At 54.4% G+C, this 24,336-nt stretch carries 35 protein-coding genes and 1 tRNA gene; 22 read left to right on the top strand and 14 right to left on the bottom strand.

The genetic code is table 11. From position 1 onward, the window contains the following. The first annotated feature begins 49 nt into the window (after window positions 1-49). Window positions 50-367, top strand: coding sequence for an I78 family peptidase inhibitor (locus KGB14_RS00840; RefSeq protein WP_223483674.1), 318 nt, complete (start codon window positions 50-52; stop codon window positions 365-367). Window positions 368-439: 72 nt separating this feature from the next. On the opposite strand, the gene KGB14_RS00835 is transcribed toward KGB14_RS00840, so the two are convergent. Next, window positions 440-652: a cold-shock protein gene (locus tag KGB14_RS00835; RefSeq protein ID WP_003179963.1), complete on the bottom strand. Its 213-nt coding sequence runs from the start codon at window positions 650-652 to the stop codon at window positions 440-442. A gap of 292 nt (window positions 653-944) precedes the next feature. Continuing rightward, a complete protein-coding gene (locus tag KGB14_RS00830; protein WP_223483673.1) occupies window positions 945-1,247 on the bottom strand; it encodes a hypothetical protein in 303 nt (100 codons plus the stop codon). 374 nt (window positions 1,248-1,621) lie between these two features. Between KGB14_RS00830 and thrS the strand changes: the two genes are divergently transcribed. The 9 genes from thrS to KGB14_RS00785 all read left to right on the top strand — a co-directional run bounded on the left by thrS (window position 1,622) and on the right by KGB14_RS00785 (window position 9,078). Next, window positions 1,622-3,544, top strand: a complete 1,923-nt coding sequence (gene thrS / locus KGB14_RS00825) for a threonine--tRNA ligase (protein WP_010455934.1) — start codon at window positions 1,622-1,624, stop codon at window positions 3,542-3,544. Beyond that, window positions 3,544-4,095 carry a translation initiation factor IF-3 gene (infC, locus tag KGB14_RS00820; RefSeq protein WP_172435341.1) on the top strand — a complete coding sequence of 184 codons (552 nt, stop codon included), beginning with the start codon at window positions 3,544-3,546 and terminating at the stop codon, window positions 4,093-4,095. The genes thrS and infC overlap by 1 nt, the downstream gene beginning before the upstream one ends. A gap of 60 nt (window positions 4,096-4,155) precedes the next feature. After that, window positions 4,156-4,350 carry a 50S ribosomal protein L35 gene (rpmI, locus tag KGB14_RS00815; protein ID WP_002553160.1) on the top strand — a complete coding sequence of 65 codons (195 nt, stop codon included), beginning with the start codon at window positions 4,156-4,158 and terminating at the stop codon, window positions 4,348-4,350. A gap of 28 nt (window positions 4,351-4,378) precedes the next feature. Then, window positions 4,379-4,735, top strand: a complete 357-nt coding sequence (gene rplT / locus KGB14_RS00810) for a 50S ribosomal protein L20 (RefSeq protein ID WP_007905879.1) — start codon at window positions 4,379-4,381, stop codon at window positions 4,733-4,735. A 109-nt stretch (window positions 4,736-4,844) separates the two neighbouring features. After that, window positions 4,845-5,861, top strand: coding sequence for a phenylalanine--tRNA ligase subunit alpha (pheS, locus tag KGB14_RS00805; protein WP_007905876.1), 1,017 nt, complete (start codon window positions 4,845-4,847; stop codon window positions 5,859-5,861). A 26-nt stretch (window positions 5,862-5,887) separates the two neighbouring features. Then, window positions 5,888-8,269: a phenylalanine--tRNA ligase subunit beta gene (gene pheT / locus KGB14_RS00800; protein WP_223483672.1), complete on the top strand. Its 2,382-nt coding sequence runs from the start codon at window positions 5,888-5,890 to the stop codon at window positions 8,267-8,269. Window positions 8,270-8,272: 3 nt separating this feature from the next. Next, window positions 8,273-8,575, top strand: coding sequence for an integration host factor subunit alpha (ihfA, locus tag KGB14_RS00795; RefSeq protein WP_002553164.1), 303 nt, complete (start codon window positions 8,273-8,275; stop codon window positions 8,573-8,575). Then, window positions 8,556-8,912 (top strand): MerR family transcriptional regulator, encoded by a 357-nt coding sequence (locus tag KGB14_RS00790; protein WP_003179985.1) that lies wholly within the window; start codon window positions 8,556-8,558, stop codon window positions 8,910-8,912. The genes ihfA and KGB14_RS00790 overlap by 20 nt, the downstream gene beginning before the upstream one ends. Window positions 8,913-9,001: 89 nt before the next feature. Next, window positions 9,002-9,078: transfer RNA gene (locus tag KGB14_RS00785), tRNA-Pro, on the top strand. Window positions 9,079-9,167: 89 nt separating this feature from the next. Here KGB14_RS00785 and KGB14_RS00780 read toward each other — a convergent pair. From KGB14_RS00780 to KGB14_RS00770, 3 genes are all read right to left on the bottom strand, one after another. Beyond that, on the bottom strand, window positions 9,168-10,280 hold the full coding sequence (locus KGB14_RS00780; protein ID WP_223483714.1) for a phage integrase Arm DNA-binding domain-containing protein: 1,113 nt from the start codon (window positions 10,278-10,280) through the stop codon (window positions 9,168-9,170). Next, window positions 10,280-10,492 (bottom strand): hypothetical protein, encoded by a 213-nt coding sequence (locus KGB14_RS00775; RefSeq protein ID WP_095943640.1) that lies wholly within the window; start codon window positions 10,490-10,492, stop codon window positions 10,280-10,282. Before KGB14_RS00775 ends, KGB14_RS00780 begins: the two co-directional genes overlap by 1 nt. Before the next feature lie 206 nt (window positions 10,493-10,698). Further along, entirely contained in the window at window positions 10,699-10,932 is a 234-nt protein-coding gene (locus KGB14_RS00770) for a hypothetical protein (RefSeq protein WP_223483671.1), read from the bottom strand. A 34-nt stretch (window positions 10,933-10,966) separates the two neighbouring features. Between KGB14_RS00770 and KGB14_RS00765 the strand changes: the two genes are divergently transcribed. The 4 genes from KGB14_RS00765 to KGB14_RS00750 all read left to right on the top strand — a co-directional run bounded on the left by KGB14_RS00765 (window position 10,967) and on the right by KGB14_RS00750 (window position 13,645). Continuing rightward, on the top strand, window positions 10,967-11,197 hold the full coding sequence (locus tag KGB14_RS00765) for a hypothetical protein (protein WP_223483670.1): 231 nt from the start codon (window positions 10,967-10,969) through the stop codon (window positions 11,195-11,197). 38 nt (window positions 11,198-11,235) lie between these two features. Further along, a complete protein-coding gene (locus KGB14_RS00760; RefSeq protein ID WP_223483669.1) occupies window positions 11,236-11,991 on the top strand; it encodes a hypothetical protein in 756 nt (251 codons plus the stop codon). Window positions 11,992-12,793: 802 nt separating this feature from the next. Continuing rightward, window positions 12,794-13,201, top strand: a complete 408-nt coding sequence (locus KGB14_RS00755; RefSeq protein WP_223483668.1) for a hypothetical protein — start codon at window positions 12,794-12,796, stop codon at window positions 13,199-13,201. A gap of 9 nt (window positions 13,202-13,210) precedes the next feature. Next, window positions 13,211-13,645 (top strand): hypothetical protein, encoded by a 435-nt coding sequence (locus tag KGB14_RS00750; protein ID WP_223483667.1) that lies wholly within the window; start codon window positions 13,211-13,213, stop codon window positions 13,643-13,645. A gap of 391 nt (window positions 13,646-14,036) precedes the next feature. Here the strand turns inward: KGB14_RS00750 and KGB14_RS00745 are convergent, their stop codons facing one another. From KGB14_RS00745 to KGB14_RS00705, 9 genes are all read right to left on the bottom strand, one after another. Further along, a complete protein-coding gene (locus tag KGB14_RS00745; RefSeq protein ID WP_223483666.1) occupies window positions 14,037-14,231 on the bottom strand; it encodes a hypothetical protein in 195 nt (64 codons plus the stop codon). Window positions 14,232-14,390: 159 nt separating this feature from the next. Then, the gene (locus KGB14_RS00740; protein WP_223483665.1) at window positions 14,391-15,065 is read right to left on the bottom strand and encodes a polysaccharide lyase family 7 protein; all 675 of its coding nucleotides are present in this window, start codon (window positions 15,063-15,065) and stop codon (window positions 14,391-14,393) included. Window positions 15,066-15,770: 705 nt separating this feature from the next. Then, entirely contained in the window at window positions 15,771-15,989 is a 219-nt protein-coding gene (locus KGB14_RS00735) for a hypothetical protein (RefSeq protein ID WP_223483664.1), read from the bottom strand. 87 nt (window positions 15,990-16,076) lie between these two features. Next, window positions 16,077-16,298, bottom strand: a complete 222-nt coding sequence (locus tag KGB14_RS00730; protein ID WP_223483663.1) for a hypothetical protein — start codon at window positions 16,296-16,298, stop codon at window positions 16,077-16,079. Window positions 16,299-16,562: 264 nt separating this feature from the next. Further along, complete coding sequence (locus KGB14_RS00725) at window positions 16,563-17,000, bottom strand: DUF6941 family protein (protein WP_223483662.1); 438 nt, start codon at window positions 16,998-17,000, stop codon at window positions 16,563-16,565. Next, window positions 16,997-17,440 (bottom strand): helix-turn-helix domain-containing protein, encoded by a 444-nt coding sequence (locus KGB14_RS00720; protein ID WP_223483661.1) that lies wholly within the window; start codon window positions 17,438-17,440, stop codon window positions 16,997-16,999. The genes KGB14_RS00725 and KGB14_RS00720 overlap by 4 nt, the downstream gene beginning before the upstream one ends. Beyond that, a complete protein-coding gene (locus KGB14_RS00715) occupies window positions 17,424-17,870 on the bottom strand; it encodes a hypothetical protein (RefSeq protein ID WP_223483660.1) in 447 nt (148 codons plus the stop codon). The genes KGB14_RS00720 and KGB14_RS00715 overlap by 17 nt, the downstream gene beginning before the upstream one ends. Window positions 17,871-18,083: 213 nt before the next feature. Beyond that, entirely contained in the window at window positions 18,084-18,272 is a 189-nt protein-coding gene (locus KGB14_RS00710) for a hypothetical protein (RefSeq protein WP_223483659.1), read from the bottom strand. Window positions 18,273-18,397: 125 nt separating this feature from the next. Next, complete coding sequence (locus KGB14_RS00705; protein WP_223483658.1) at window positions 18,398-19,132, bottom strand: helix-turn-helix transcriptional regulator; 735 nt, start codon at window positions 19,130-19,132, stop codon at window positions 18,398-18,400. Between the two features lie 114 nt (window positions 19,133-19,246). Here KGB14_RS00705 and KGB14_RS00700 point away from each other — a divergent pair, with 114 nt between their 5' ends. The 8 genes from KGB14_RS00700 to KGB14_RS00665 all read left to right on the top strand — a co-directional run bounded on the left by KGB14_RS00700 (window position 19,247) and on the right by KGB14_RS00665 (window position 24,335). Further along, entirely contained in the window at window positions 19,247-19,486 is a 240-nt protein-coding gene (locus KGB14_RS00700; protein WP_223483657.1) for a hypothetical protein, read from the top strand. Window positions 19,487-19,539: 53 nt separating this feature from the next. Next, window positions 19,540-20,157, top strand: coding sequence for a hypothetical protein (locus KGB14_RS00695; protein ID WP_223483656.1), 618 nt, complete (start codon window positions 19,540-19,542; stop codon window positions 20,155-20,157). A 150-nt stretch (window positions 20,158-20,307) separates the two neighbouring features. Beyond that, on the top strand, window positions 20,308-20,970 hold the full coding sequence (locus tag KGB14_RS00690) for a Rha family transcriptional regulator (RefSeq protein ID WP_223483713.1): 663 nt from the start codon (window positions 20,308-20,310) through the stop codon (window positions 20,968-20,970). Between the two features lie 11 nt (window positions 20,971-20,981). Continuing rightward, complete coding sequence (locus tag KGB14_RS00685; RefSeq protein WP_223483712.1) at window positions 20,982-21,758, top strand: helix-turn-helix domain-containing protein; 777 nt, start codon at window positions 20,982-20,984, stop codon at window positions 21,756-21,758. Then, a complete protein-coding gene (locus KGB14_RS00680; protein WP_223483655.1) occupies window positions 21,758-22,519 on the top strand; it encodes a replication protein P in 762 nt (253 codons plus the stop codon). Before KGB14_RS00685 ends, KGB14_RS00680 begins: the two co-directional genes overlap by 1 nt. After that, complete coding sequence (locus KGB14_RS00675) at window positions 22,512-22,718, top strand: hypothetical protein (RefSeq protein ID WP_223483654.1); 207 nt, start codon at window positions 22,512-22,514, stop codon at window positions 22,716-22,718. The genes KGB14_RS00680 and KGB14_RS00675 overlap by 8 nt, the downstream gene beginning before the upstream one ends. Beyond that, entirely contained in the window at window positions 22,715-24,043 is a 1,329-nt protein-coding gene (locus KGB14_RS00670) for a tyrosine-type recombinase/integrase (RefSeq protein WP_223483653.1), read from the top strand. Before KGB14_RS00675 ends, KGB14_RS00670 begins: the two co-directional genes overlap by 4 nt. After that, on the top strand, window positions 24,015-24,335 hold the full coding sequence (locus KGB14_RS00665; protein WP_223483652.1) for a hypothetical protein: 321 nt from the start codon (window positions 24,015-24,017) through the stop codon (window positions 24,333-24,335). The genes KGB14_RS00670 and KGB14_RS00665 overlap by 29 nt, the downstream gene beginning before the upstream one ends. The last annotated feature ends 1 nt before the right edge of the window (window position 24,336 follow it).

Genomic DNA, 24,336 nt, shown 5'->3' with positions numbered 1-24,336 from the left:
AAATGGCGGTCGCACGATCTCAGCTTAACTATTGAAAAAAGGAGGCTTCATGCCTTGGAAGCTCGCGTCATTGGGTACTTTGTTGGCCGCCACTCTGCTGGCTGGTTGCAGCAGTACGTCCACCGAGTCGGCAAAGGACCCTGTGGCGACCGATACCGGCCACAGCCGTTGTGAAGCAAAGGCTGCCGAATTCACCATTGGCAAAAAGGCTTCGCCCGAATTACTGGAGCAGGCACGTACCCGCGCAGGCGCGCAGAATGCCCGGTTCCTCAAGCCTGACGACATGGTGACCCTGGAGTACCGTTCCGATCGCCTGAACCTGAACACCGATAACAACCTGGTGGTCACCCGCGTCAATTGCGGCTGATTGCTTCAGGCTTTTGTTTCGCCCATAAAAAACCCCGTCACATGGACGGGGTTTTTTTAGTGCGCCAGAAAATTACTCTGGGCGGACTTGTGCAGCTTGCATACCCTTTTGGCCTTTCTCAGCCACGAAGGAAACGGTCTGGCCTTCTTTCAGGCTTTTGAAACCGTCGCTTTCGATAGCTTTGAAGTGTACGAACAGGTCGTCACCGCCACCTTGAGGAGTGATGAAGCCGAAGCCTTTTTCATCGTTGAACCATTTAACGGTGCCGGTTTGGCGATTAGACATGGTGTATCTCCAAGAAACATATATTTTCAGTAGTACTGTGCTGCTCAGGCCAACTGGGCACACCCGAGTATCATAGTCGAAATGTTCGGTTTGGGAGCCCCCCGGGTGTGCTGTTTGCCCTACAGTCGCGTTTGCTTTGTTGCTTCGTGTGGCTGAAAGCCCCGGTTTAAAAGGCTTACAGCCGAAAGTAAAGACAATAAAAAAAGCTGAAAAACCTGCAAAATTTGTACGAAAAAGCTGTTTTCAGACACTTTTCATCGGCTTTGAAGGCCTTCGAGGCGCTTCGTCGAGCTTATTTTTTTGCCTTGTTATCGACCTTGCAGGCGGCGATCTGGCCCAGTGCCTTCTGTTGCAACTCTGGTGTGGCCTTGTTATCCATCAGGGCCTGAATGTCGCTGGCCGGATACGATTTGATCGCGTCGGCACCACAGGCGCAGTGGGACTTCGCTGCCGCAGCACCGATCTGTGGAGTAGCGGCCTGGGTGCACTGAGCCATGTATTTCTCGCGCTCGCCCTTTGGCCAATCGGCGTGGGCAGCCAGCGGCAGCAACAGGACGACGGGTGCGACGATGGCGAATAAACGATTCAGACGCATGCTGAGATGCTCCTTTTGGGTCAATGTCTTGTTATCTGAGGGTTAAAGCGGGGTTCAAGTTCATCACTTTGGCATAAAAATGCCTGATTTGCCCCAGCAGAAAACCTCTGTGCGTCGACGACCGTTCATCTGTGCTAGCATGCCTCGCTCGGGCGTTTGCGGGCTCCGGATGACCTTCAGTCCCGGCAGCGGTAGATGTTCGAATAACCCTGATTTGAATCCCAGTCACTCTGGTTCGGTTTTCCGGTTGGCCGCAAGGCTCCTGCCGCTGTAAGGCAGGCGTTCGTCATTGAATGGCCTGGATCGGATCTTGTACTGGCTCATCCCAACCCACGTGACCTTTGGTAGGGGTCACCACTAGGAGAGGAGGCGCCATGCCAACTATTACTCTTCCCGACGGCAGTCAACGTTCATTCGATCACCCGGTTTCCGTAGCCGAGGTCGCCGCATCCATTGGTGCCGGTCTGGCCAAGGCCACCGTGGCCGGTAAGGTCAATGGCAAGCTGGTCGACGCCAGCGACATCATCGACAGCGATTCCACGCTGCAAATCATTACGCCAAAGGATGAAGAGGGGCTGGAGATCATTCGCCACTCTTGCGCCCACCTGGTTGGCCACGCGGTCAAGCAGTTGTACCCGACGGCCAAGATGGTCATCGGCCCGGTCATCGACGAAGGTTTCTATTACGACATCGCCTTCGAGCGTCCTTTCACGCCGGACGACCTGGCCGCTATCGAACAGCGCATGCAACAGCTGATCGAGAAAGATTACGACGTGATCAAGAAAGTCACTCCGCGCGCCGAAGTGATCGAAGTGTTCAAGGCCCGTGGCGAAGACTACAAGCTGCGTCTGGTCGAAGACATGCCGAACGAGCAGGCCATGGGCTTGTACTATCACGAAGAATACGTCGACATGTGCCGCGGTCCGCACGTGCCGAACACGCGCTTCCTGAAATCCTTCAAGCTGACCAAGCTGTCCGGCGCCTACTGGCGTGGCGATGCCAAGAACGAGCAATTGCAGCGCGTTTACGGCACCGCTTGGGCAGACAAGAAGCAACTGGCGGCTTACATCCAGCGCATCGAAGAAGCTGAAAAGCGCGATCATCGCAAGATCGGCAAGCGTCTGGGCCTGTTCCACACTCAGGAAGAGTCGCCGGGCATGGTGTTCTGGCACCCGAACGGCTGGACTTTGTACCAGGTGCTCGAGCAGTACATGCGCAAGGTTCAGCGCGACAACGGTTACCTGGAGATCAAAACTCCTCAGGTCGTTGACCGCAGCCTGTGGGAGAAATCCGGGCACTGGGCCAACTACGCCGACAACATGTTCACCACTCAGTCGGAAAACCGCGACTACGCCATCAAGCCGATGAACTGCCCTTGCCACGTGCAGGTGTTCAACCAGGGCCTGAAGAGCTACCGCGAGTTGCCGATGCGTCTGGCCGAGTTCGGCGCGTGCCACCGCAACGAGCCGTCGGGTGCACTGCACGGCATCATGCGTGTTCGCGCCTTCACTCAGGACGATGCTCACATCTTCTGTACTGAAGAGCAGATGCAGGCTGAATCCGCGGCGTTCATCAAGCTGACCATGGACGTCTATGCCGACTTCGGCTTTAAAGACGTCGAAATGAAGCTGTCCACTCGTCCGGAAAAACGCGTCGGTTCCGACGAGTTGTGGGATCGCGCAGAAGCGGCATTGGCTGCAGCCCTTGATAGCGCGGGCCTGCCGTACGATCTGCAGCCGGGTGAGGGTGCGTTCTACGGTCCGAAGATCGAGTTCTCGCTGAAAGATTGCCTCGGCCGCGTCTGGCAGTGTGGTACTCTGCAGCTCGATTTTAACCTGCCTGTCCGTCTGGGAGCCGAATACGTTTCCGAAGACAACAGTCGCAAGCACCCGGTGATGTTGCACCGGGCGATCCTCGGTTCCTTCGAACGTTTCGTCGGAATACTGATCGAGCACTACGAGGGTGCATTCCCCGCGTGGCTGGCGCCGACCCAGGCAGTGATCATGAACATCACTGACAAACAGGCCGATTTTGCCGCTGAGGTTGAAAAAACTCTCAATGAAAGCGGATTTCGTGCCAAGTCTGACTTGAGAAATGAAAAGATCGGCTTTAAAATCCGCGAGCATACTTTGCTCAAGGTTCCCTATCTCTTGGTTATCGGAGATCGGGAAGTCGAGATGCAGACTGTCGCTGTGCGTACTCGTGAAGGTGCTGACCTGGGCTCGATGCCCGTCGCCCAGTTCGCTGAGTTTCTCGCGCAAGCGGTTTCCCGGCGTGGTCGCCCAGATTCGGAGTAATTATTATTAAGCGTGAAATGAGACAAGATAAACGAGCTGCACCGAAAGCCCCGATCAACGAGAATATCTCGGCACGCGAGGTTCGGTTAATTGGGGCTGAAGGTGAACAGCTTGGGATTGTGTCAATTGAAGACGCGCTTCTTAAGGCTGAAGAGGCCAAACTGGATTTGGTGGAAATTTCCGCCGATGCAGTACCCCCTGTTTGCAAACTGATGGACTACGGCAAATCGATCTTCGAGAAGAAGAAGCAGATTGCCGCGGCCAAGAAGAACCAGAAGCAGATTCAGGTTAAAGAAATCAAGTTTCGTCCAGGGACGGAGGAAGGGGATTACCAGGTAAAACTGCGCAACCTGGTACGTTTCCTGAGTGATGGGGACAGGGCCAAGGTATCCTTGCGATTCCGCGGCCGTGAGATGGCCCACCAGGAGCTGGGGATGGAACTCCTCAAGCGAGTTGAAGGTGACTTGCTCGAGTACGGTTCGGTCGAACAGCATCCTAAGATGGAAGGACGCCAGCTGATCATGGTCATCGCCCCGAAAAAGAAGAAGTAATCAATAGGGCACGGCAGGCCTTCTGATTATGTTTATCAACTGAATGCGGAGTATCCGAACATGCCAAAAATGAAAACTAAAAGTGGTGCTGCTAAGCGGTTTCTGAAAACTGCTAACGGTATCAAGCACAAGCACGCTTTCAAGAGCCACATCCTGACTAAAATGTCGACCAAGCGTAAGCGTCAACTGCGCGGTAGCAGCTTGCTGCATCCGTCTGACGTGGCAAAAGTCGAGCGCATGCTGCGCCTTCGTTAATTTTAGTTAAGAATAGAGGAAGTAACTCATGGCTCGTGTAAAGCGTGGCGTCATTGCCCGTAAACGTCACAAAAAAATTCTGAAACTTGCTAAAGGCTACTACGGCGCTCGCTCGCGCGTATTCCGTGTTGCCAAGCAAGCGGTAATCAAGGCAGGCCAATACGCCTACCGTGACCGTCGTCAGAAAAAACGTCAGTTCCGCGCTCTGTGGATCGCTCGTATCAACGCTGGTGCACGTATCAACGGTCTGTCCTACAGCCGTTTCATCGCCGGCCTGAAAAAAGCGTCCATCGAGATCGACCGTAAGGTTCTGGCTGATCTGGCAGTGAACGAAAAAGCGGCGTTTGCTGCGATTGTCGAGAAAGCTAAAGCCACCTTGGCTTAAGTACCCCCGACAGTCACCCGGCCTCACCTCTGTGGGGCCAGGTGTTAAACGTCATAAATAGGGGAAGAGCCTTCAAGCTCTTCCCCTATTTTGTATCTGGAGTCTGTACATGGAAAACCTGGATGCGCTCGTCTCTCAAGCACTAGAGGCTGTGCAAAGCGCTGAAGATATCAATGCCCTGGAGCAAATCCGGGTTCACTACCTTGGCAAAAAGGGTGAATTGACTCAGGTGATGAAGACCCTGGGGAATTTGCCGGCAGAAGAGCGTCCGCAAGTCGGCGCGCTGATCAACGTTGCCAAGGAGCGTGTCACAGAGGTTCTCAATGCGCGCAAGGCACTGTTTGAAGAGGCCGATCTGGCCGCCAAACTGTCCGCCGAGTCCATTGACGTGACCCTGCCTGGCCGCGGTCAGACCTCCGGTGGTCTGCATCCGGTTACTCGCACTCTGGAACGTATCGAACAGTTCTTCACCCACATCGGCTACGGCATCGCCGAAGGCCCTGAGGTTGAAGACGATTATCACAACTTCGAAGCTCTCAACATCCCAGGCCATCACCCGGCCCGGTCGATGCATGACACCTTCTATTTCAATGCCAACATGTTGCTGCGCACTCATACCTCGCCGGTACAGGTCCGCACCATGGAATCGAAACAGCCGCCGATCCGCATCGTCTGCCCAGGCCGTGTGTACCGTAGCGACTCCGATATCACTCACTCCCCGATGTTCCACCAGGTCGAAGGCCTGCTGGTCGATCGCGATATCAACTTCGCCGACCTGAAAGGGACCATCGAGGAATTCCTGCGCGTGTTCTTCGAAAAAGAACTGGCCGTGCGTTTCCGTCCTTCGTACTTCCCGTTCACCGAGCCATCCGCTGAAGTCGACATGGAATGCGTGATGTGCAGCGGTAAAGGCTGCCGCGTCTGCAAACAGACTGGCTGGCTGGAAGTCATGGGCTGCGGCATGGTTCACCCGAACGTGCTGCGTATGTCCGGGATCGACCCGGAAGAGTTTTCGGGCTTTGCCTTCGGCATGGGCGTTGAGCGTCTGGCCATGCTGCGTTACGGCGTGAACGACTTGCGTCTGTTCTTCGACAACGACTTGCGGTTCCTCGCGCAATTTCGCTAGTCGTAACGAATTCTTAGGAGAGCAGGATGAAATTCAGTGAACAATGGCTGCGTGGCTGGGTAAACCCGCAGGTAAATCGCGACGAGCTGGTTGCTCGTCTGTCGATGGCCGGTCTTGAGGTCGATAGCGTTACGCCGGCCGCCGGTGAATTCAGTGGCGTGGTCGTGGGCGAGGTGCTCAGCACCGAGCAACACCCGGACGCCGACAAGCTGCGCGTTTGCCAGGTCAGCAATGGCTCGGAAACCTTTCAGGTGGTATGCGGTGCGCCAAACGTGCGCCCGGGCCTGAAGATCCCGTTTGCCATGATCGGTGCCGAACTGCCAGGCGACTTCAAAATCAAGAAAGCCAAGCTGCGTGGCGTTGAATCCAACGGCATGCTGTGCTCTCAGGCTGAGCTGCAAATTGGCGAAGGCAACGATGGTCTGATGGAGTTGCCGGCCGATGCGCCGGTCGGTCAGGACATTCGTGAGTACCTGAGCCTGGACGACGCGAGCATCGAGGTCGACCTGACCCCGAACCGCGGTGATTGCCTGTCGCTGGCCGGTCTGGCCCGCGAAGTCGGCGCGCTGTACGCCGCCCAAGTCACCCGCCCGGCAATTGCTACCGTTCCGGCCGCGCATGATGAAGTGCGTTCGATTGAAGTGCTGGCGCCGGCCGCTTGCCCACGTTACCTGGGTCGTGTGATCCGTAACGTCGATCTGTCCAAGCCTACGCCACTGTGGATGGTCGAGCGTCTGCGTCGTGCCGACGTACGCAGCATTGACGCTGCGGTCGACATCACCAACTACGTGATGCTGGAGCTGGGTCAACCGCTGCACGCGTTTGACCTCGCCGAGATCAATGGCGGCATCCGCGTGCGCATGGCCGAAGAAGGCGAGAAGCTGGTGCTGCTCGACGGTCAGGAAGTCAGCCTGCGTAGCGATACGCTGGTGATTGCAGACCACACCCGTGCCTTGGCTATCGCCGGCGTCATGGGTGGTGAGCACAGCGGCGTCAATACTGCGACCACTCGCGATATTTTCCTGGAAAGCGCGTTCTTCGATCAGATTGCCGTCGCTGGCAAGGCTCGTTCTTACGGCCTGCACACCGATGCCTCGCACCGCTACGAGCGTGGCGTGGACTGGCAACTGGCCCGTGAAGCCATGGAGCGGGCCACTGGCCTGCTGCTGGAAATCACCGGCGGCGAAGCGGGTCCGATCACCGAAACCGTCAGCGAACAGCACCTGCCGTCGATCGCACCGATCACCCTGCGGGCCCAGCGCATCACCCAGATGCTGGGCATGGAAATGGATTCGGCCGAAGTCGAGCGTCTGCTCAGCGCCTTGGGCCTGATCATTTCTGCCGATGGGGCAGGGCAGTGGCGCGTTGAAGTGCCAAGCTTCCGTTTCGATATCAGCCTGGAAGTCGACCTGATCGAAGAGCTGGCCCGTCTGTATGGTTACAACCGTCTGCCGGTTCGTTACCCGCAAGCGCGTCTGGCACCGCAAGCCAAGGCTGAAGCGCGTAGTGATCTGCCTGAACTGCGCCGTCTGCTGGTGGCTCGTGGTTATCAGGAAGCAATCACATACAGCTTCATCGATCCGAAACAGTTCGAGTTGTTTAATCCGGGTGTCGAGCCGCTGCTGCTGGCCAACCCGATTTCCAACGACATGGCGGCCATGCGTTCGTCCCTGTGGCCGGGTCTGGTCAAGGCGCTTCAGCACAACCTGAACCGTCAACAGGATCGCGTCCGTCTGTTCGAAAGCGGTCTGCGTTTCGTCGGTCAGCTGGAAGGCCTGAAGCAAGAGCCGATGCTGGCGGGTGTGGTGTGCGGTAGCCGTCTGCCGGAAGGCTGGGCACAAGGTCGCGATGTCGTGGATTTCTTCGACGTCAAAGCCGATGTGGAGGCAGTACTGGGTTTCGCCGGTGCACTGGATTCGTTTACGTTCGTGCCGGGTAAACACCCAGCATTGCACCCGGGTCAGACCGCGCGCATCGAACGTGAAGGCCGTTTGGTAGGTTTTGTTGGCGCGATTCACCCTGAATTGTCGAAAACCCTCGGTCTCGACCGTCCGGTCTTCGTATTCGAGCTGGTTCTGGCCGAAGTGGCGTTGGGCAAAATGCCTAAATTCCAAGAGTTATCGCGCTTTCCTGAAGTGCGTCGTGACCTTGCGCTGCTGGCGGATAAAGACGTTGCGGCCAGTGCCGTACTGGACGTAATCCGTGAAAATGCAGGTGAATGGCTGACGGACCTCAGGCTATTTGACGTGTATCAGGGTAAAGGTATTGATCCGCATAGAAAAAGCCTTGCAGTTGGCTTGACCTGGCAGCATCCATCGCGCACTCTTAATGACGATGAGGTGAATACCACGACGCAAAACATCCTCACCTCGCTCGAACAAAGGTTGAACGCCACGTTAAGGAAGTGACGTATGGGGGCTTTGACGAAAGCTGAGATGGCGGAACGTCTGTATGAAGAGCTGGGCCTGAACAAGCGGGAGGCCAAGGAATTGGTCGAACTGTTTTTTGAAGAAATCAGGCACGCTCTTGAAGACAACGAACAAGTCAAATTGTCCGGTTTCGGCAATTTCGACCTTCGGGACAAACGCCAGCGGCCTGGCCGCAATCCGAAAACGGGAGAAGAAATCCCGATCACGGCTCGCCGTGTGGTCACCTTTCGTCCAGGGCAGAAGTTGAAGGCCCGAGTTGAGGCTTATGCTGGAACCAAGTCATAACGACGAACTACCCGTCATCCCGGGCAAACGCTACTTCACCATTGGTGAAGTCAGCGAGCTGTGTGCCGTAAAACCGCACGTGCTGCGCTACTGGGAGCAGGAGTTTCCTCAACTCAACCCCGTCAAACGCCGCGGAAACCGCCGGTATTATCAGCGCCAGGACGTGCTGATGATCCGGCAGATCCGCGCGCTTCTTTACGATCAGGGGTTCACCATCGGCGGTGCACGCTTGCGTTTGTCCGGCGATGAAGCCAAAGACGACACCACCCAATACAAACAAATGATCCGCCAGATGATCGCCGAGCTGGAAGATGTTCTGGTGGTGCTAAAGAAATAAATTCCTGCTTTTAAATACTTCCAGTTTTCAAAAGCTTGCGATATATTCTTGAGCGTTCCTCGAGATGAGGAACAGATTTAACGCCTAGTCGGGGCGTAGCGCAGTCCGGTAGCGCACTAGCATGGGGTGCTAGGGGTCGAGTGTTCGAATCACTCCGTCCCGACCATATTTACTGAGTAAAATCAGGTACTTAAGCCGATCGGGTAGATCGGCTTTTTTGTGTCTGCGCAAAACCCGCGCAAAACTGGCGCAAAACTACCCGGTGATTTCGCTGATATTGAGGTCTGGAATTGCCTCTGACCAGACGATTTCTGCGTGGTCCTTCTGGTAGTTTTTGGTCATGCCCTCGCTCGCGTGCCCCGCGATTTTCTGCCCATCCTTTCCGGCTTTCTTGTACAGGTGCAGTGACAACGCTCGCACTTCGTGGAAGCCCGGCATCTCTTCTTCCTTCCATCCCGCGTAGCAGTTCGCCGCCTCCCTGGCCTCCTTGAATGCTCGCGTCAAATACCGCTCTTCAACCTTCGTCCAGTGATCTTTGGTCTGCGCCTGTTTCTGTTTCCGGCGATCGGGCTTCCGGTGCACCAGGTAGGGCGATACGACATCGTCACGGCACCGGCTGATGACCGCCTGCAACTCCGGCGTTATCAGAAATCGTATCCATGCCGCGTCACTGGCCTTGGCCGTCTTCTTCTGCACCACGTACAGGTAACCCTCCCGGCTGCCATCGAAGCGCATATCGAGGATGTCTGTCCGGCGTTGAGCCGTGATCAAGGCCAGGTCGATTGCGTTCTGCAGCCAGGCCGGCGACTTCTCCCGAATGGCTTTCAGTCCTTCAATCGTGTGGCGTTTGCGCTGTTTCTTCTCGATCCGGTTGATGGTGCTGGCCGCCGGGTTGTCCGGGCACAGGCCTTTGGCGGCGGCATGGTTGAAAATGTCGATCAGTAGCGCCCGGCACTGGTTCGCCGTGCGTGGTGTGAGCGCATCCAGCATTTCCGCGACCATGCGAATGGATATCTGGTCGACGGCCTTGCCATCGAACTGCTTACGGAAGCGTCTGAAGTGCACCGCGTACAAGCCAAGCGTGCCTTTGGCCAATTCGCGTGGCGGTAGGACGTCTCGTTCGTAGGTGTCGAGGAAAGTGGCGAACGACTCCGATGATGCGCTCATCACGACTCCGACCAGGTCAGCGCCGCGCATGAACTCCAGGTTCAACTGTTTCGCAGCGTCGATCGCTTTGATGCGGTCGGTGCCGAACTGAAACCACTTCCCGTCGGTTGGTCGCCGGTAGCGATAGGTCGAGCGCCGCGCATCGAAGTAAAGGTTCTGCGGAAGGCTTTTGTTCGCAGTGTTGCGCGGCCGTGGCGCCATCATGCAGCTCCTTTCAATACCATCGCCACAAGGTCGTTGCCGTCCGAGCGGGTGAATGCGGTCCAGTCAACGTACCAGAGTTTCCCTATCTGCTCGCCGGGGACAATACCGTTGCGGATGTGGTTGCGAATCGCCTGGGGGCATTGCGGGGTTCCGTTCTCGCCCCAGCGTCGGCGCTGAAACTCGCTGATCTTGATGAGTTCTTTTTTCATTGGATGCTCCATGCCGCGCTTGGCGGCAGAAGGTGTTTAGTCGGTGATGGGTACTGCCTGGGTAGAGCCATCAAGGTTGCGATAGGGGGCGTAGTTTTTGAGACGCGGCACATCTCGAACTTGGCGATACCCCTCAATATGCTTTCGAAGCCGCTGATTCTCGGTCGTCAGTCTGTTGATTTCGTCTGCTGACTGCTGGTGAAGCGTCACATCTGTGGCAAGCGGGTTGCTCCGAGGCGCCTGGTCGTTACCCCGCAGCCACTGTTCCAGATGCCGGTGTCGTCTTCCTGGCTCCACTCACAAGATCCATCGCGGTCATCAATCCGCTGATCCGCAGCGTTCAGGCGCTGTTGCAGGGCGTCACGCTCGGCTGTCACACGGTCGAAGTTGACGGCATAGACGTACTCGCCTGCTGCACCTTTGAATTGGTAACGCTTCACTACGAGGATGCAGTCACCTCAAAAGGATCACCACATGACCAAGCACGATATTTATGACGAGCACGAAGGATTTCGGCTCTGGAACTACATGGAGTACGAAACACTAGCGAGCGGCCAGGAGGTCTGGCGGATCAACATCGAGGTGAAACGCGTTGATGAGGTATTGATACCGGTTGTTGCAGGTGACCAGACTTACCCTGACCATGGGCTGGCGCAGGTTGCCGGCCGGGAGCTTGGGGTGAAGCTGGCGGAAGCGAAACGATAATGTGGAAAGGGCATACTTAGGTGCACCTGGGAGAAATAATGGAAGTTGTTTATGCGTTTGTTAATGATAATAGGGTTTTTGGAGCGTTTTGGGAGAGGGATGGAAAGGCATATATGTTTCTACCCCATTTAAAACGGTCTGCCATTGAAATGGACTGGCAGCACTGGTATGGCACAGGTGCGGAGAACAGTGAAGAGCTAAATGATAAAAAGTACTCAAGGCTTATTAATTTTGCTTGTATGTACTTTTCAATGAGTGGGATATATTTTGAAAGATCTTCTGTTTGTCAAATGACTACTCCAATGGGGTGCTATTATCCAAGAGTTTGGAGGGGTGTTCCATCGCTAGGCGTACTTGCCGGGTATCGCGCCATACCTCCCTCTCTAACCGAATTTTCAGCAGGGAAACAAGCTGTTGTGGCTGCCACAAGTTTGTTTGGTGGGCTGGTTGATCTATTTAGGTATGTCGAGCCAAATAAACTTAACGATAATGTATACGGTCATAGGATTCGTGAGCTTTTGATTCTTGCCTGTACAGAGGTAGAGTCTCACTGGAAGAGTGTTTTGTTGTTGAATATGAAAGTCGTGCCAAATAACTTTCACCCAAAGACTAGGGACTATGTAAAGCTGTGCCCCGTTCTGAAGCTTAAAGAGTGGAGTGTCACTCTTAATGACTATTTTGGGAGCGATCTAATATCACCATTTGATTCGTGGGATGAAAGTAAATCTACTCAGAGCCTTACGTGGTATGACGCTTACAATTTAGTAAAGCACGATAGGGAGGGAAAATTTTAGCAGGCCAAGCTGAGACACGTAATTGATGCTATGGCTGCAGTTCATATACTACTGGCCGCCCAATGGGGGCCGGAAATACATACCAATTCTTACGACGGCGGATTCTCACCTTTTCGAGTGGTCTCTACTCCGGTTCATACAGCTGCTGAGCAATACCTTTGCCCGACTCATGAGAGCATGACAGTTCTCAATAAGGCCATCCCATATGGTATCGGTTAGCCTGAGTTATGAATTATCAGGTTGGCCTGCTCTTGCTGCTTCGGCTTCTTGGCTTCGGGTTGATCATTGGCTCGCCCTTGGCGTGGACCAACACTGCTTTGCCCTGATGTGCATGTCCCGACACTTCAGGGTCTTGCGGGCCAGCTCAATGAACTGCTCGGCTTACTGCGCTGCGTCGAACATGGGAGATATCTGGTGAACCGTTCTCTCATGATCTTCTCGGTGCGCTTTTCGAAAAGGGCCAGCCACTCCGCTGTCGGGATCGGCTCGATGCCACCGGGGGGGCTTTGGATTCTTCCTGCTACCGATGGCTTTCTTGTTCGCCTCCACAACTGGGTGTTGAGGGGCTTTTTGGAGCAATGAAAATGAGATTGAATGGAGTCACTCACATCGTATATCGTTGCCAGTGTATATTTGGCCTAGGAAAAAATTATCTAAAAATTAAGCAGTTTTTGCGTCTTTGGTGATTTTTTTGAGGCGTGAGGATTACGTTGCTTTTTCTAGAGTTTAGCATTTTAGTATTGTGCGGGATTTTCGTCTGCATTTTACTATGTGTGATTAATTTATAATTGGAGTGTTTGCTGTGGCGGAACAAGTCGATGTTCGAATGTCCTCGAAGTATGAAGGGTTGCTTCGGGAGTTAGGTTACGAAATCACTGGGGTTCATGATGACCTTATATACTTCGGTCATGATGAAGGTTTTATTTATATTCTTTCGTTTGATGAGAAAACACCGAAATATCTCTCGGTAGGGTTTGGCATATCTGGGCCTTATGCGGATATTGACTTGAAAACGAAATATGATGCCATTCAGTACGTGAATGGAAATATTAAGTTTGTAAAGGTTTACATGGAAGAAAATTCGGCCCAGTTTTCATGTGAGCAAATAATCTATGATGTGAGTTATTTGGGTGATTTTATTGAGACTTCAATTGACTCTATGTATATTGCATATAAAGAGTTGAGTAAGAAGCTCCGGGAAGAGGAGTGAGGTGGTATCATGGAAGAGTTAGAAAAAAGCAAGAAGCCGGCACTTGCTCTATCGGATGCATCAGCGGGGTTTATAGCGGCAGTTTTGCTGTTTTTGGTTCAAAAGCTGCCAGATGGCAGCGATGCTAAGCAACTCTATATGTATGCCTCTCCGGTGCTGGCCATTGCTTTCAATAATATTATATCCATTTTTATACAGTATGGTAAGTATCTCTATCGTAGAAAGCTTCTCAGCTCCCGCTATAAGGATCTTTCATCTCAGCGTAGTGAGTATATGAAGGTTGGTCATGCAGATGCTGAAGTTGTAAATGAATATAATCAGGCTATTAAGAAAACGCAGATCGCTATTATTAATACTAGCTTAGTAGATTTGGGTAAGGATGCTGCTGCACAAAAGCCGAAAAGGACAGTCCCTCCGAGAAACAATTTGCCACCTTCGAAGTAGGAAGTGTGACTTTGCACCGCGTGCGACGTTTCGCATTCGGCATTAAAGTCGGTCTATCTCAGTAGGTTGCTTTAGTGTCGATGCGATTAAGTCTGATTAGGGGGGGCGGTGACTTATCCACGAGTCTTCGCGGACTTGTAATAGTGGGGATGCGGAGTTGCCAAGCGTCTATCAACTAAATATAAATTATACGTCGACATATTTAGCACCTTCGTTGCAGAATTAGGGACGCCATGACCCCGTTGCGCATCAGTCCCGCTTCGCCTTCTCTTCCTTTGTCTATCTCGTCGATTTCACCGGTGCCAAATCAGCCTGTCGGTACTGTTGGTGTGCCTGGTGGCTGATGCGCCTCATACGGTGTGGGCGACCCTGAACTTGTTTTCCTTGGTAGTCATTGAGCGCCTGTCGTAGATCTGTTTGCCTTTTCTTCGAGCTGAACAGCAAGGTTGACCGCTTCCTGGTAGTTGAATCGAAATCCCCTGGTCTTGCCGGTGGACTGATCCACGATGTGGTAGGCCTTCGGTCCGACCGTATTCACCTGGAAGCGAATTTTCTGCACCAAGCGCTGCTGCAGTAGTGTTTGCATGGCTGATCCCTCGGTGTGGGTTGCGTGTATTCGTCAGCACTCGGGGCACCTGCTGGTTGCCGTTGGGCGCAGGGGAGAGTGCAGACGGATAAAGGCAGGCGAAAAAAGCCCGATCGGAACCGGGCTATTGTTGGTTTCAATCGTCCAATGTGGGCGATATCAGACGTGGGTGATGGAAAGGTCGCTGATAATGCACACTGAACCGTCTTCCGGGTCGGTGGTGTCGGTGTAATCGATCTGGTTGTATACGCCGCCGTGGAAGGCGAGAGTCTTCGTATCCCAGGTGTTGTCGAGGCGCATGATTTCGGAAGTAGATCTGACGCCGTTACAGCTCGCCGATACGGAAACGGCACCGCTGGAGTTGGCGTGAATGTTGATTTTGAAAAGCGCACCGAGCGGTACGTTTTCCAGCACCGTCGAATTCACGGGATCGTCTTGCAGGTAGCTCGATCGGAACCCCATAGTGATTTTTCCCTTGTTCCAGAACACCTTCACAGGCGGTCGTTCTGAGTCCTTTACATGAATTTGAGCGATCACAACTTTCTGCAGCGAGTTGACCTTCGTTACTCGCATCTCTTGTCGGTTCCAGTGGTCTGCGGCGCTGGAGAACAACCAGTAACCTGGCTCCTTCCATTCGCAGCGAGTTCGCTTCGTACTCTTACTTGAAGCTCCGAGCGTTGGCGCCGTCATCTGCAGCGAACCATCGGGAAGCATCGCGATTATGTCTGGGCACTCGAGTAGTGCACGCCAACCGATCAATTCCAGCGCGATCGGGTTGGTCTCGGAAATTGGAAGCGGGGTGGCGATGGTGTAGTTGCTGATGTCTACGGTCATGGTCATTTCCCTATTTCATTTGATGTCACCCTTTGCTCAGTTGAGCCTTACGTTTGATGTAGGCCTACATCCCACTGCCCACTCAGTGAATGGGCAGAAGTGATGCTTTGTTGTTGCTCGCGCCGCTTACCGGGTCATTCGCCAGTTCGGTCAACACCTCGACAGCCGTATGGGGTATCCATCGTGGGCAGGCTTTCGTGCCTGTCTGTCGCCGGTCGCCAGTAGTGGCAGCGCGATTTTGTTCACCTGACTTTCTCTCGCCCCACAGGTGTGGCCGGGGCTGACCTCCCAGTGAATCGCCGGGTAATCGTGTATGGCGCAGGTTGTTAAAGAGCGGCGCGGCTTTCGCTGCTGGGCCGGTGATGTCTTGGCTTGAACATAATTTAGCTTCATGCTAAGCATTTCGTCAATAGCTTTATGCTAAATAATTTAGCTTGTGCATATTTGCGTTTAGCGCTTTGTTTCGGTTGGGGGTGAGGGTGCAGAATTTCAGGTGCAAAAAAGCCCGCAGTTGGCGGGCTTTCGAATTGGAGTCTGGCTAACTGATAGAATCGCGCGACTGGACCATGGAGGTATGGATGCGCGGATTAATGGTGGGTACCCTGGCTTTAGCCTTGGCTGGATGCGGGGTCAATGATATTGACCGGGCTCGAACGGCGGTCGCTGATCAATTTTATTGCGTGTACTAGGAGGAGGTTACCTCGATCAGTCCGGTCCCTGAGCCTTCAACCTAGCCAGCCCCTGATTGATATGCCCGGCATTCTCACGGATCGTATCCAGCGCTCCGCGGACATTACCGCCGATCTCGATCGCACCTTGGCTCTCAACCAGCAGCGTCAGCTCCATAATGGCAGCCTCTAGGGCGTTTTGATTTTCATGCATGCGCTCAAGGACATCGGGGAGAGAGTATTCGGTGGTGGGCATCGCTTCGACTCCGTTCGAGGGAGCTGAAAGCGTAGCAGCAGAGGAGGGGAATGAGAAAGCTCAGCGTGGCTCGGGCTCATGTAACTTTCAGTGCAAGCTCTCATCCGTCTTGAACAGCTCAATAATCGCTCTATCCATGGTTTCCGCATTGAATCTCAGATCGCCAACACGAACCCTCAGCTTCTGCGCAGTCTCAGTCGCGCCTTCCTTTTCCAGCCAGGCCGCTATCTCCTCGAAGGCTTCGCCGATCATCATCTGATTCAATTGAAGGCTGGCCAGCACAGCTGGAAATAGTTTTGGGTGGGCCATGGCTCATTCCTCTATCTAGGCATTGGGCGCAGACGACAAAAAGCCCACACGGGGCGGGCTCTTTGTCGAAGGAGTGCTGATCCGTCAGCTGGCCAGAGTGTAGGTGTGGTTCTGGTAGATCGCCAGAAACGAAAAACCCGGCATCAGGCCGGGTTCTTTGTAGGCGGGGCCAAATCCCTTTGGCCTGATAGATTCTGCTCGGAAGGTGTGACGGAGGCATGACAGGGCAGGTATGAAAAAGCTCGGCGTTAGGCCGAGCTAGAGTTAGGAGATAATCTGCATGCCAGATGGAGCTTCCATGATCTCTAAGCCAGCACAGTCTATAGGTTCGCCATCCGCCTCGATCAGGATTTTTAGGCTGCACGGCTTTTCAAATGTGATCGGAGTTAAAAGGCCAATCGCTTGAATTTGCTTTGTCTGAATATTTGGCAAGTCGACAGCCATTTCGGCTCCTGCTTGGAGCTGCGCCTCATCCAAAGTTATGGCGAATATCTCTGAATCGTCAAGAATGCCCTTGAACGTGATGTTCTTGACTAGGTTATCTCGGTGAGAGACCACATGCATGACAACACACAACTTTGGAAGCATTGCTGGAAATTCTTGGAGCAGCAAGCTCCCTTGGTAGACACCCATCAGAGAGGTCTTACCATTGACCTCATGTCTGATGTCATCGCAAAAAATGCTGTAAGCAAAGCGGCTCATTTTCTCTCCTTTTGTGCCTGAATCTCACGCTGGCGTTCAATCATTTTGGGCAGGTCGCCAAATTGAATATCAAGCGCTTCGCAAAGTTTTTGAGCGGTGGAGAGCATCACGTCTCCGCCTCCTTTCTCAAGGTTAGCTATATGAGGCTGGCTAGTACCCAGGCGCTCAGCGAGCTGCTTTTGAGAGTATCCCTTGCGTAAGCGAGCTGTGCGCAAGGTCTCGCCATCTTCCTTGAAAAAGGTATCTGCAACCCAGGCTCCAGCTTCCGCCAATTCGACAGCATTGTTCGGATCGCTCTCCAATTCGGCCATCAAAACATCAAAGTCCTGATGCTTGCTTGCCAGGGCTGAAGCAGATGGACTGAATTGAGCCGTGACTACCGCACCAGAGCTTGATCCGGCGGTAGCCGGAGCGGCGATCTGATCACCATGATTGGTCAACCAGATCTCTGTAAGATTTGACAATACGGATCGCGATTGGGTGGGAGAGCTCATAATTGAACCTGTCATCATTGATTGCGTTGAATTCTGCTTTTTCTACTATAGCAAGCAGTTGGTACTGGTTCTCTTTAGGGAAGAAGGCATAGATCAGTCTATAGCCAAGCAGGTCCTCATCAAAAAAGCGCACCCGCCATAAATTCATCCGAACCACCTGCGCTGCTCCCCAGGGGCCGGTATTGAACTTCGCAGTCTTTGGCCTTGGCCATGCGGGACTGCCGCCAAAATCCGATGAAGTAAGCCTATCAAGCATGTCTTGGTCAGCTCTTAGCTGCCCAATTGCCTGGTACAGCTTGAGGCCTACAGGCCTGTTTGCTGCGATGATTGCCCTTAGGTCAGCAGAGGCGTCATCGTGGATGATGAATTCGTACAATATATCTTCCTAAGTATATTTCTTCAAGGTCGCCTGAGCCATTCAGGCTCACATCCACGTCAAAATATCTTTCCTATTCCTACAGCTTCGGCACATTAAGCACAAGGAGGCGCAGCACTACAAATCCCCGGCGTGCCATCTAATCAGCTTTGCCGCGCACAATCCCTCCAGCCTTTACCTCATCAGCGTAAGCAGTCAGTCGATCCCACCGCTTCAACCTGCCATCGCAATTCTCAGCGCTACCGCAGCCTCAAGAAGCTTATTCGCCTGGTTCGAGACAGCCCTCGCCAAGACATCATTTCCAGCGTCTTTCAGCATTGCTGCCAAATCGAGCAGCTTTCCCACCTCGACCTCAACGACGCGTACGGATTCGGTAATCTGGTATTGAAGCGAGTGCGCCATGCCATCAACCCTCGGTCCAGATCGGCTAGGGACTCCCTATGTGTCAGGTGGTCCGCTGCACCTCTAATGGTTCTCCGGAGAACAGTTAACTGGGATATCAATGAATGACAAATATTGGCTGAGGACTATCTGGCGTACATGCCCCACCAGAAGACGTGCCCGAGGATGCTGATCTGCTCCTCCTGAATATCCTGGAACGTGTAGTCCTCATCCGGGTGCTCTTCACGGTTGAAACTGCGCAGGCGAACACCTGACGGGAGTCTATAGAGCTGCTTCACGCGAAGCTGGCCATTGTGAATTAACGCGTACAGGTCGCCATCAGTGACATCGGAAATCGAGGTGATACCGGTGTTGATTCCCACCGTAGCCCCATCCCTCAAAATGGGAAGCATGCTGTTTCCACGAATGGTCACGCATTTTGCGTTCGAGAACTGAACACCATTCTGGCGAAGGCTTCGCTTTCCGAACCGCAGGAACGAATTCGAGCTTTCCTCAATGACGAAGCGACCTGAGCCAGCGGCAAGCTCAACTTCGCGAAGGAAGGGCACAGAAACTTCGTCGTCATCGATGGGCGTCGAGTCATCCCAGAGGGCGATGTCCTTTAGTTCGGTGTGCTGAGATTCAGGCGCCAGCTCTGCGGTCAATGACATATCCCGGACATTGTCCAAGTAGCCCTTCGGCAGATCTTCGGCCGCCTCAATTCTGCGCGCGAGCTCGTCCCCCAAGTTCCTGACCGGGTTTTTGGAGAGGATCTGGCTCAACACCGAAGGCGATGTTCCCCATTTCTCTGCACATTCTTTTCGCTTTCTGTTGCCTGCAAGGGCTTCCAGGTTGCGCTTTCTGATCGCGTAAATATCCATGCGCTAATGATTGCAGCTCTTAGCTAAATGATAAATATTCTCCGAGCTAAACTCATTCTTGCTAAATAATTTATCTAGAAGCTAAACTATGTGCGAGACAAACGGAGAATACCCATGACCACGCAAATGCAAGAGTGGCTCAAGAAGGCGACCGCACCTGAGCGCGATCGAGTTGCGGCAGCGGCAGGCACCAGCGTTGGCTATCTCTACCAAATTGCGGGCGGTCATCGGAAGCCTTCCCTGGAGCTTTCGAAAAAGCTTCAAGCCGCAACAAGTGGAGATCTGACCATGTCCGGCCTTCGGCCTGATCTGTACGAGCTTCTCACTGAATCAAAACCCCAAGAAGCCGCCTGACAGTCAGCGCCGTCGCTGATCCGTTGAAGCCAGATTAGAAGAGAGCAGTCCCCATGGAAACGTCCAGTTCCAGACACAGCGCGCAAACCCGTGACCAGGTGCTGGTTGCGCACACGGCAAACCAGATTGCTCGCACCAGCCTGAGTCAGGACGACTTTGCTCAGGCGCTAAGCCGTGAACTGCATCTGTCGTGCCCAGAAAAAGCGGCGGCCAAAGAGGTGCCGGACTTCGCTGCGCTCACTAAGCAGAGCGATGTTGGTGAGTTTGTGAAGGCGACCGGCCGCTGGCTGAAGCGGGTACAGCGCTGGCTATCTGGCGATCAAGACATGCCGTCGTGGCTGGAAGAGGCATGGGTGAAGGCGCTGGAGCCAGAGTTCCGTGATCACTGCATCAACGAACTGGCCAGCCGTCACGGTTTGATCGGAGCACGCCAAATGGCGACCGAGCAGTGCGCGAACAAAAGCTTTGGCGCACTGATCCGTGCCTTGGGTGATGTGATTGACACCGGTAGCGAAGTATTCGACGACCAAGTGATGAGTGAAGAGGACATGCCGCATCTACCGGCGTTCGCAAAGCAATGCCGGCAGGTTGAAGCGAGGGCAGGGGAGCTTGGCCGGAAAGCTGAAGAGCTGATCGAAAAATCTCGCCCGGTACTGAAGTCGATCGCTTGAATCGCGGGCACAAAAAAGCCGGGCTGCAACCCGGCTCTTTCAACAACGATAAAACACTGAGTGGCCATTATGAACACGATCGCTACCCCCGGCAATACCCACCATGTCGCGACACTTTTGGGTCAATCGAAAAACGTGTCGTGTCATACCATGTCGTCACGCGAAGTTGCCGAGCTGATTGGCAGTAAGCATGACAATGTTCTGAAGACGGTGCGGGCGCTGGTGGCCAAGGGTGTCGTTTCTGCAAACGACACCGCCTACATCCACCCACAAAACGGCCAGGTCTATCGCGAGTTCCTGTTGTCTCAGCGTGACACCCTAGTGGTGGTCTCGGGGTACAGCGTCGAGTTGCGTGCGCGGATCATTGATCGCTGGCAGGAGCTAGAAGCTCAGGTAGGACAGTTCCAGATTCCAGCGACCTACGCTGAAGCATTGCAGGCTGCCGCCGATCAGGCCAAGGACAACCAGTCGCTACGTCTGGTCATTCTCGATCAGGCGCCAAAAGTGGCGGCCATCAAGCGCCTGGCAGCAGCAAGCGGTGCGATATGCATTACCGGCGCGGCCAAGCATCTGCAACTCCAACCATCCAAGCTGTTCAATTGGATGGAACAGCACCGCTGGATTTTTCGGCGCCAAGGATCGGGCCGCTGGACCGCCTATCAGCCGCGCATTACGTCCGGCTACATGATCCACAAAGTCACTTCCTTGAAGGCTGATCCTGCAACCGGCGCTGAGCGCGCGGCCTTCGATCCGTTGGTCACCCCGAAGGGGCTTGTCCGTTTGGCTGAATTCAATATCGGAGCCTCGCTGTGAGTGTTCAAGCAATGTCCTGGGCACTCTCTCTGCCCACCGAATCCCTGAAAGACTCAAGCGCGCGTCACGTGCTGTTGTGTCTTGCCAACTACGCCGGTTCCAATGGTGCAGGCGCCTTTCCATCTGCATTAACTCTGGCGCAGGACACTGGCCTGTCCGAGCGTACCGTTCGCTACAAGTTGGACGACCTGGAAAAGACCGGTTTGATCCAGAAGGGCAATCAAGCCATTGCCGCCGTGCACATTGATCGCCATGACCGCCGTCCAGTCGTCTACGACCTTCAACTATCGCGGGGTGCAAATCCTGCACCCCGTACAAAACGGGGTGCAGATGACGCAACGGGGTGCAACTCACAACAGAGCGGGGTGCAGTCTGAGACAGAACGGGGTGCAGCAGCTGCACCCAATACGTCAATTAACCATCAAGGAACCGAACAGCAGCTGCAGCGCGAGATTTCCGATGTGATCGCCGAGCAGGACCAAGCCGCCATCGATGCGCTGGATGAACGCGAACGCTTCGCCATGTTCGCCACCTGGGTACCGAGCGAGAAGGGATTGGCTGATCAACTCGTAATCGCCGGGCTGCCGGCTGAGTCGGTGACTGATGAGTGTTTCGCTGATTTCAAGGGCTTCTTCGTTGCCAAGCCTGTGACCGTCGACAGCCCGTCTGGCTGGTGCTTTCGACTGGTCAAGTGGATCAAGCGTGAGCAGGTGAAGCGTGCCGGAGGCCAATCTGCGCCGCCTGACTTCGACGACTCCAGCTGGGCTGATGATCTGGGGGATTTGTGATGGAGATGAAAGCGCCGCGTAGTGCTACTCAACTGCTCAGCAAGATGGGAAACCTGCCACCCGTTGCGCTGGTTCAACCGAAGCAACTGCCGCCCGGCACCACCGATGTCGTTAACGCATTGTTCAAAGAGCTACAGGCGATTTTTCCGGCCTGGAAACAGGCCTGGCCCGACGACGATGCCTTACGAGCTGCCAAGCGCAGTTGGATCAAGGCGTTCATCGTCGCCGGAATCAATACCCTTGAGCAGATCCGGTACGGGCTGCAGAACTGCCGACAGTACGGCGGCGATTTCGCGCCGAGCGTTGGTAAGTTCGTGAAGTGGTGCCAGCCAACGTCTGAGATGTTGGGCGTCCCTTCACACGATAAGGCTTTCCGCGAAGCCCTGGTCAATTTGGACCCGAGCCGCGCCTCTTCCCGTGTGTGGTCGCACCCAGCGGTGCGTCATGCCGCGCTCCAGTGCGAGATGCATAACCTGAACAGCTTGGTCTCGGAGAAAGCCAGCAAGGTTTTCGATCGGGCCTACGACATCACGATCCGGATGCTGGTCCAGGGCAAGCCCCTTGAGGATATCGCTGTCGGCATCGGCCACGACTCCCAGAAGCCCGAAGTGCAGTTGGCCCAGGAATACGGTGAGGCACGACTGCTGGCAACCATGGCTCGCCAATCAATTCCACTCGACGGCCAGACCGCCCGTGCCCTGTTGCTGTCTCGTTTCGGTACCCGAAAACACACAAACATCGAGGGCTGCTCCAATGCCTGATCGCCTGCTGGCTGTTCCTGACTCGAAGAACTACCGATTCGCCGTGTTCTGCTGCTCTTTCAAGTGGGATCTGGGGAGCACTCCCGATCACGCATTGGCGTTGTTCGTTGATCAGGCGATGGCCGAGCGTTATGGCGCATCGATGTGGCCGAACACCTTTCAAGTCGTCGATCTTCTGGCTCTAGGTAACCCGCAATGACCGCCCAAGTGAAAACCCTGGCCGTGAAGCTGTCGGATGCCGAAATCGAGCGCAACGCCAAGAAGCCGCATGTCCGCGATCTGCGCGATGCGAGTCACCCCGCGTTGCACTTTCGCTTTTCGAAGAATCGAGCCCGCGGTTCTTGGTATTTGCTCAGCAAGCGCACCTGGCATCGGATCGGCGGATTTCCAGACCTGAGCACAAAACAGGTGGTCGCGGCGCTGCCGGCGGTCCGTCTGCGGGTCGCTGCTGATGAAGGGGCGAACCTTTCCAAATGGAGTACCACTGGCGAGCTGCTGGCCTGGTATGCCGAGCGGATGGCACGTGATCGCAACCTATCCGAGAAGCGCAAGAAGACTGGCGCCTCGATGATCAAATGTCACCTGTTGCCGCGTCTCGGCGATTTGCCGCTGACCGGCATCGACAAGGCCGTTCTCGACAGCCAACTGATGTGGCCATTGCAGGAAAGCATTTCCATCGACTACGTGCGCTCGGTGTTCCAACTGTTGGCCTTGGCTTTCCGTCAGGCGTTCAAGTTGGGCCTGATTTCGTCCAACCCGATGGCGAGCATCAAGTTCAACGATTTCTCCAAGGCGAAGGTTGGCATCAAGCCTTCTCGGCTGCGCGGCACTCAGGTGCAAGACCTTATCTCGCGTTTGCTCGGCGCCATGGCGAACAATCCTTCGGACGGCCTGTTGGCTCTGCTGATGCTTTGCCATGGCACGCGCATCGGTGAAACCCGGCAGGCGCGCTGGTCGCACATCAGCCTGGCCGAACGTGAGTGGTTCATTCCGGCCGAGCACACCAAGACCGGTGTCGAGCATCGCCTGCCGCTGACCGATCAGGTGCGCAAGGTATTGATCAGCTATCGCGAGATTCAGCAGTCCAAAGGGTATGACGGTCAATTCCTGTTCCCGTCCCGTAACGGCAAGGCACTCAGCGAAGGGCAGGCGAGCGCCGTGTTCGTACGGCTGGGGGAGGGCGAGTGGACCAGTCACGACCTGCGCAAGTTGGCGCGTACCGGCTGGGCCGACCTCGGCATTGACCACCTGATTGGTGAACTGCTGATTAATCACGCGATGGGTCACAACGTGAAGGTTTACATCCAGTCGGACGTCATGAGCCGTAAACGCGATGCCCTGCAGCAGTGGCACGCGCATCTAGATAAGAAGGGTTTTGATCAGATTCACATGTTGACCGGCGTTAGATTCGGAGATTCCGGTAATGCGCTGGAAGTCACGGAACATAAGGCCTGCGAGGCTAATCAAGAATCAACCATAGGCGAGGTTTCAAAACATGCAGAAAGGGCTAGTGCCTGGCTTTAAACGGGAACGGATCGAGCTGGAGCCTTGCCCGATCTGCAAGGGGAAAGCGGTAGTAAAAGGGCTGTTTTATGAGCTGGTTTGTACTGATTGCAACGGCTCAGGTTGGGTTGTTAGGGGTAGCAAGTTGGTGCTTTCTTCTGACGAGTTAGTCACCCAGTTGAGTTTCAAATTGCAGCACGCTCAGCGTGAAATTACGGCGCTGAAAGGTTCGCCACTGACGAGCGGACCACAGAGCCAATACGAACGATCGAACCGCCTGGGGGCGGGCGGCACAAATTACACAGGGGATTGAA

The sequence above is a fragment of the Pseudomonas sp. A-RE-19 genome (genome assembly GCF_019956555.1).
Classification (GTDB): domain Bacteria; phylum Pseudomonadota; class Gammaproteobacteria; order Pseudomonadales; family Pseudomonadaceae; genus Aquipseudomonas.
Note: the sequence above shows the minus strand (reverse complement) of the source record. Positions and strands in the feature narration are given on the sequence as shown.

What these genes read in the sequence shown, in the direction of transcription:
- KGB14_RS00840 (WP_223483674.1), top strand. Translation starts at nt 50, where the DNA reads ATGCCTTGGAAGCTCGCGTCATTGGGTACTTTGTTGGCCGCCACTCTG.
- KGB14_RS00835 (WP_003179963.1), bottom strand. Translation starts at nt 652, where the DNA reads ATGTCTAATCGCCAAACCGGCACCGTTAAATGGTTCAACGATGAAAAA.
- KGB14_RS00830 (WP_223483673.1), bottom strand. Translation starts at nt 1,247, where the DNA reads ATGCGTCTGAATCGTTTATTCGCCATCGTCGCACCCGTCGTCCTGTTG.
- thrS (WP_010455934.1), top strand. Translation starts at nt 1,622, where the DNA reads ATGCCAACTATTACTCTTCCCGACGGCAGTCAACGTTCATTCGATCAC.
- rpmI (WP_002553160.1), top strand. Translation starts at nt 4,156, where the DNA reads ATGCCAAAAATGAAAACTAAAAGTGGTGCTGCTAAGCGGTTTCTGAAA.
- rplT (WP_007905879.1), top strand. Translation starts at nt 4,379, where the DNA reads ATGGCTCGTGTAAAGCGTGGCGTCATTGCCCGTAAACGTCACAAAAAA.
- pheS (WP_007905876.1), top strand. Translation starts at nt 4,845, where the DNA reads ATGGAAAACCTGGATGCGCTCGTCTCTCAAGCACTAGAGGCTGTGCAA.
- pheT (WP_223483672.1), top strand. Translation starts at nt 5,888, where the DNA reads ATGAAATTCAGTGAACAATGGCTGCGTGGCTGGGTAAACCCGCAGGTA.
- ihfA (WP_002553164.1), top strand. Translation starts at nt 8,273, where the DNA reads ATGGGGGCTTTGACGAAAGCTGAGATGGCGGAACGTCTGTATGAAGAG.
- KGB14_RS00790 (WP_003179985.1), top strand. Translation starts at nt 8,556, where the DNA reads ATGCTGGAACCAAGTCATAACGACGAACTACCCGTCATCCCGGGCAAA.
- KGB14_RS00780 (WP_223483714.1), bottom strand. Translation starts at nt 10,280, where the DNA reads ATGGCGCCACGGCCGCGCAACACTGCGAACAAAAGCCTTCCGCAGAAC.
- KGB14_RS00775 (WP_095943640.1), bottom strand. Translation starts at nt 10,492, where the DNA reads ATGAAAAAAGAACTCATCAAGATCAGCGAGTTTCAGCGCCGACGCTGG.
- KGB14_RS00765 (WP_223483670.1), top strand. Translation starts at nt 10,967, where the DNA reads ATGACCAAGCACGATATTTATGACGAGCACGAAGGATTTCGGCTCTGG.
- KGB14_RS00760 (WP_223483669.1), top strand. Translation starts at nt 11,236, where the DNA reads ATGGAAGTTGTTTATGCGTTTGTTAATGATAATAGGGTTTTTGGAGCG.
- KGB14_RS00750 (WP_223483667.1), top strand. Translation starts at nt 13,211, where the DNA reads ATGGAAGAGTTAGAAAAAAGCAAGAAGCCGGCACTTGCTCTATCGGAT.
- KGB14_RS00745 (WP_223483666.1), bottom strand. Translation starts at nt 14,231, where the DNA reads ATGCAAACACTACTGCAGCAGCGCTTGGTGCAGAAAATTCGCTTCCAG.
- KGB14_RS00740 (WP_223483665.1), bottom strand. Translation starts at nt 15,065, where the DNA reads ATGACCGTAGACATCAGCAACTACACCATCGCCACCCCGCTTCCAATT.
- KGB14_RS00735 (WP_223483664.1), bottom strand. Translation starts at nt 15,989, where the DNA reads ATGCCCACCACCGAATACTCTCTCCCCGATGTCCTTGAGCGCATGCAT.
- KGB14_RS00730 (WP_223483663.1), bottom strand. Translation starts at nt 16,298, where the DNA reads ATGGCCCACCCAAAACTATTTCCAGCTGTGCTGGCCAGCCTTCAATTG.
- KGB14_RS00725 (WP_223483662.1), bottom strand. Translation starts at nt 17,000, where the DNA reads ATGAGCCGCTTTGCTTACAGCATTTTTTGCGATGACATCAGACATGAG.
- KGB14_RS00710 (WP_223483659.1), bottom strand. Translation starts at nt 18,272, where the DNA reads ATGGCGCACTCGCTTCAATACCAGATTACCGAATCCGTACGCGTCGTT.
- KGB14_RS00705 (WP_223483658.1), bottom strand. Translation starts at nt 19,132, where the DNA reads ATGGATATTTACGCGATCAGAAAGCGCAACCTGGAAGCCCTTGCAGGC.
- KGB14_RS00700 (WP_223483657.1), top strand. Translation starts at nt 19,247, where the DNA reads ATGACCACGCAAATGCAAGAGTGGCTCAAGAAGGCGACCGCACCTGAG.
- KGB14_RS00695 (WP_223483656.1), top strand. Translation starts at nt 19,540, where the DNA reads ATGGAAACGTCCAGTTCCAGACACAGCGCGCAAACCCGTGACCAGGTG.
- KGB14_RS00690 (WP_223483713.1), top strand. Translation starts at nt 20,308, where the DNA reads ATGTCGTCACGCGAAGTTGCCGAGCTGATTGGCAGTAAGCATGACAAT.
- KGB14_RS00685 (WP_223483712.1), top strand. Translation starts at nt 20,982, where the DNA reads ATGTCCTGGGCACTCTCTCTGCCCACCGAATCCCTGAAAGACTCAAGC.
- KGB14_RS00680 (WP_223483655.1), top strand. Translation starts at nt 21,758, where the DNA reads ATGGAGATGAAAGCGCCGCGTAGTGCTACTCAACTGCTCAGCAAGATG.
- KGB14_RS00675 (WP_223483654.1), top strand. Translation starts at nt 22,512, where the DNA reads ATGCCTGATCGCCTGCTGGCTGTTCCTGACTCGAAGAACTACCGATTC.
- KGB14_RS00670 (WP_223483653.1), top strand. Translation starts at nt 22,715, where the DNA reads ATGACCGCCCAAGTGAAAACCCTGGCCGTGAAGCTGTCGGATGCCGAA.
- KGB14_RS00665 (WP_223483652.1), top strand. Translation starts at nt 24,015, where the DNA reads ATGCAGAAAGGGCTAGTGCCTGGCTTTAAACGGGAACGGATCGAGCTG.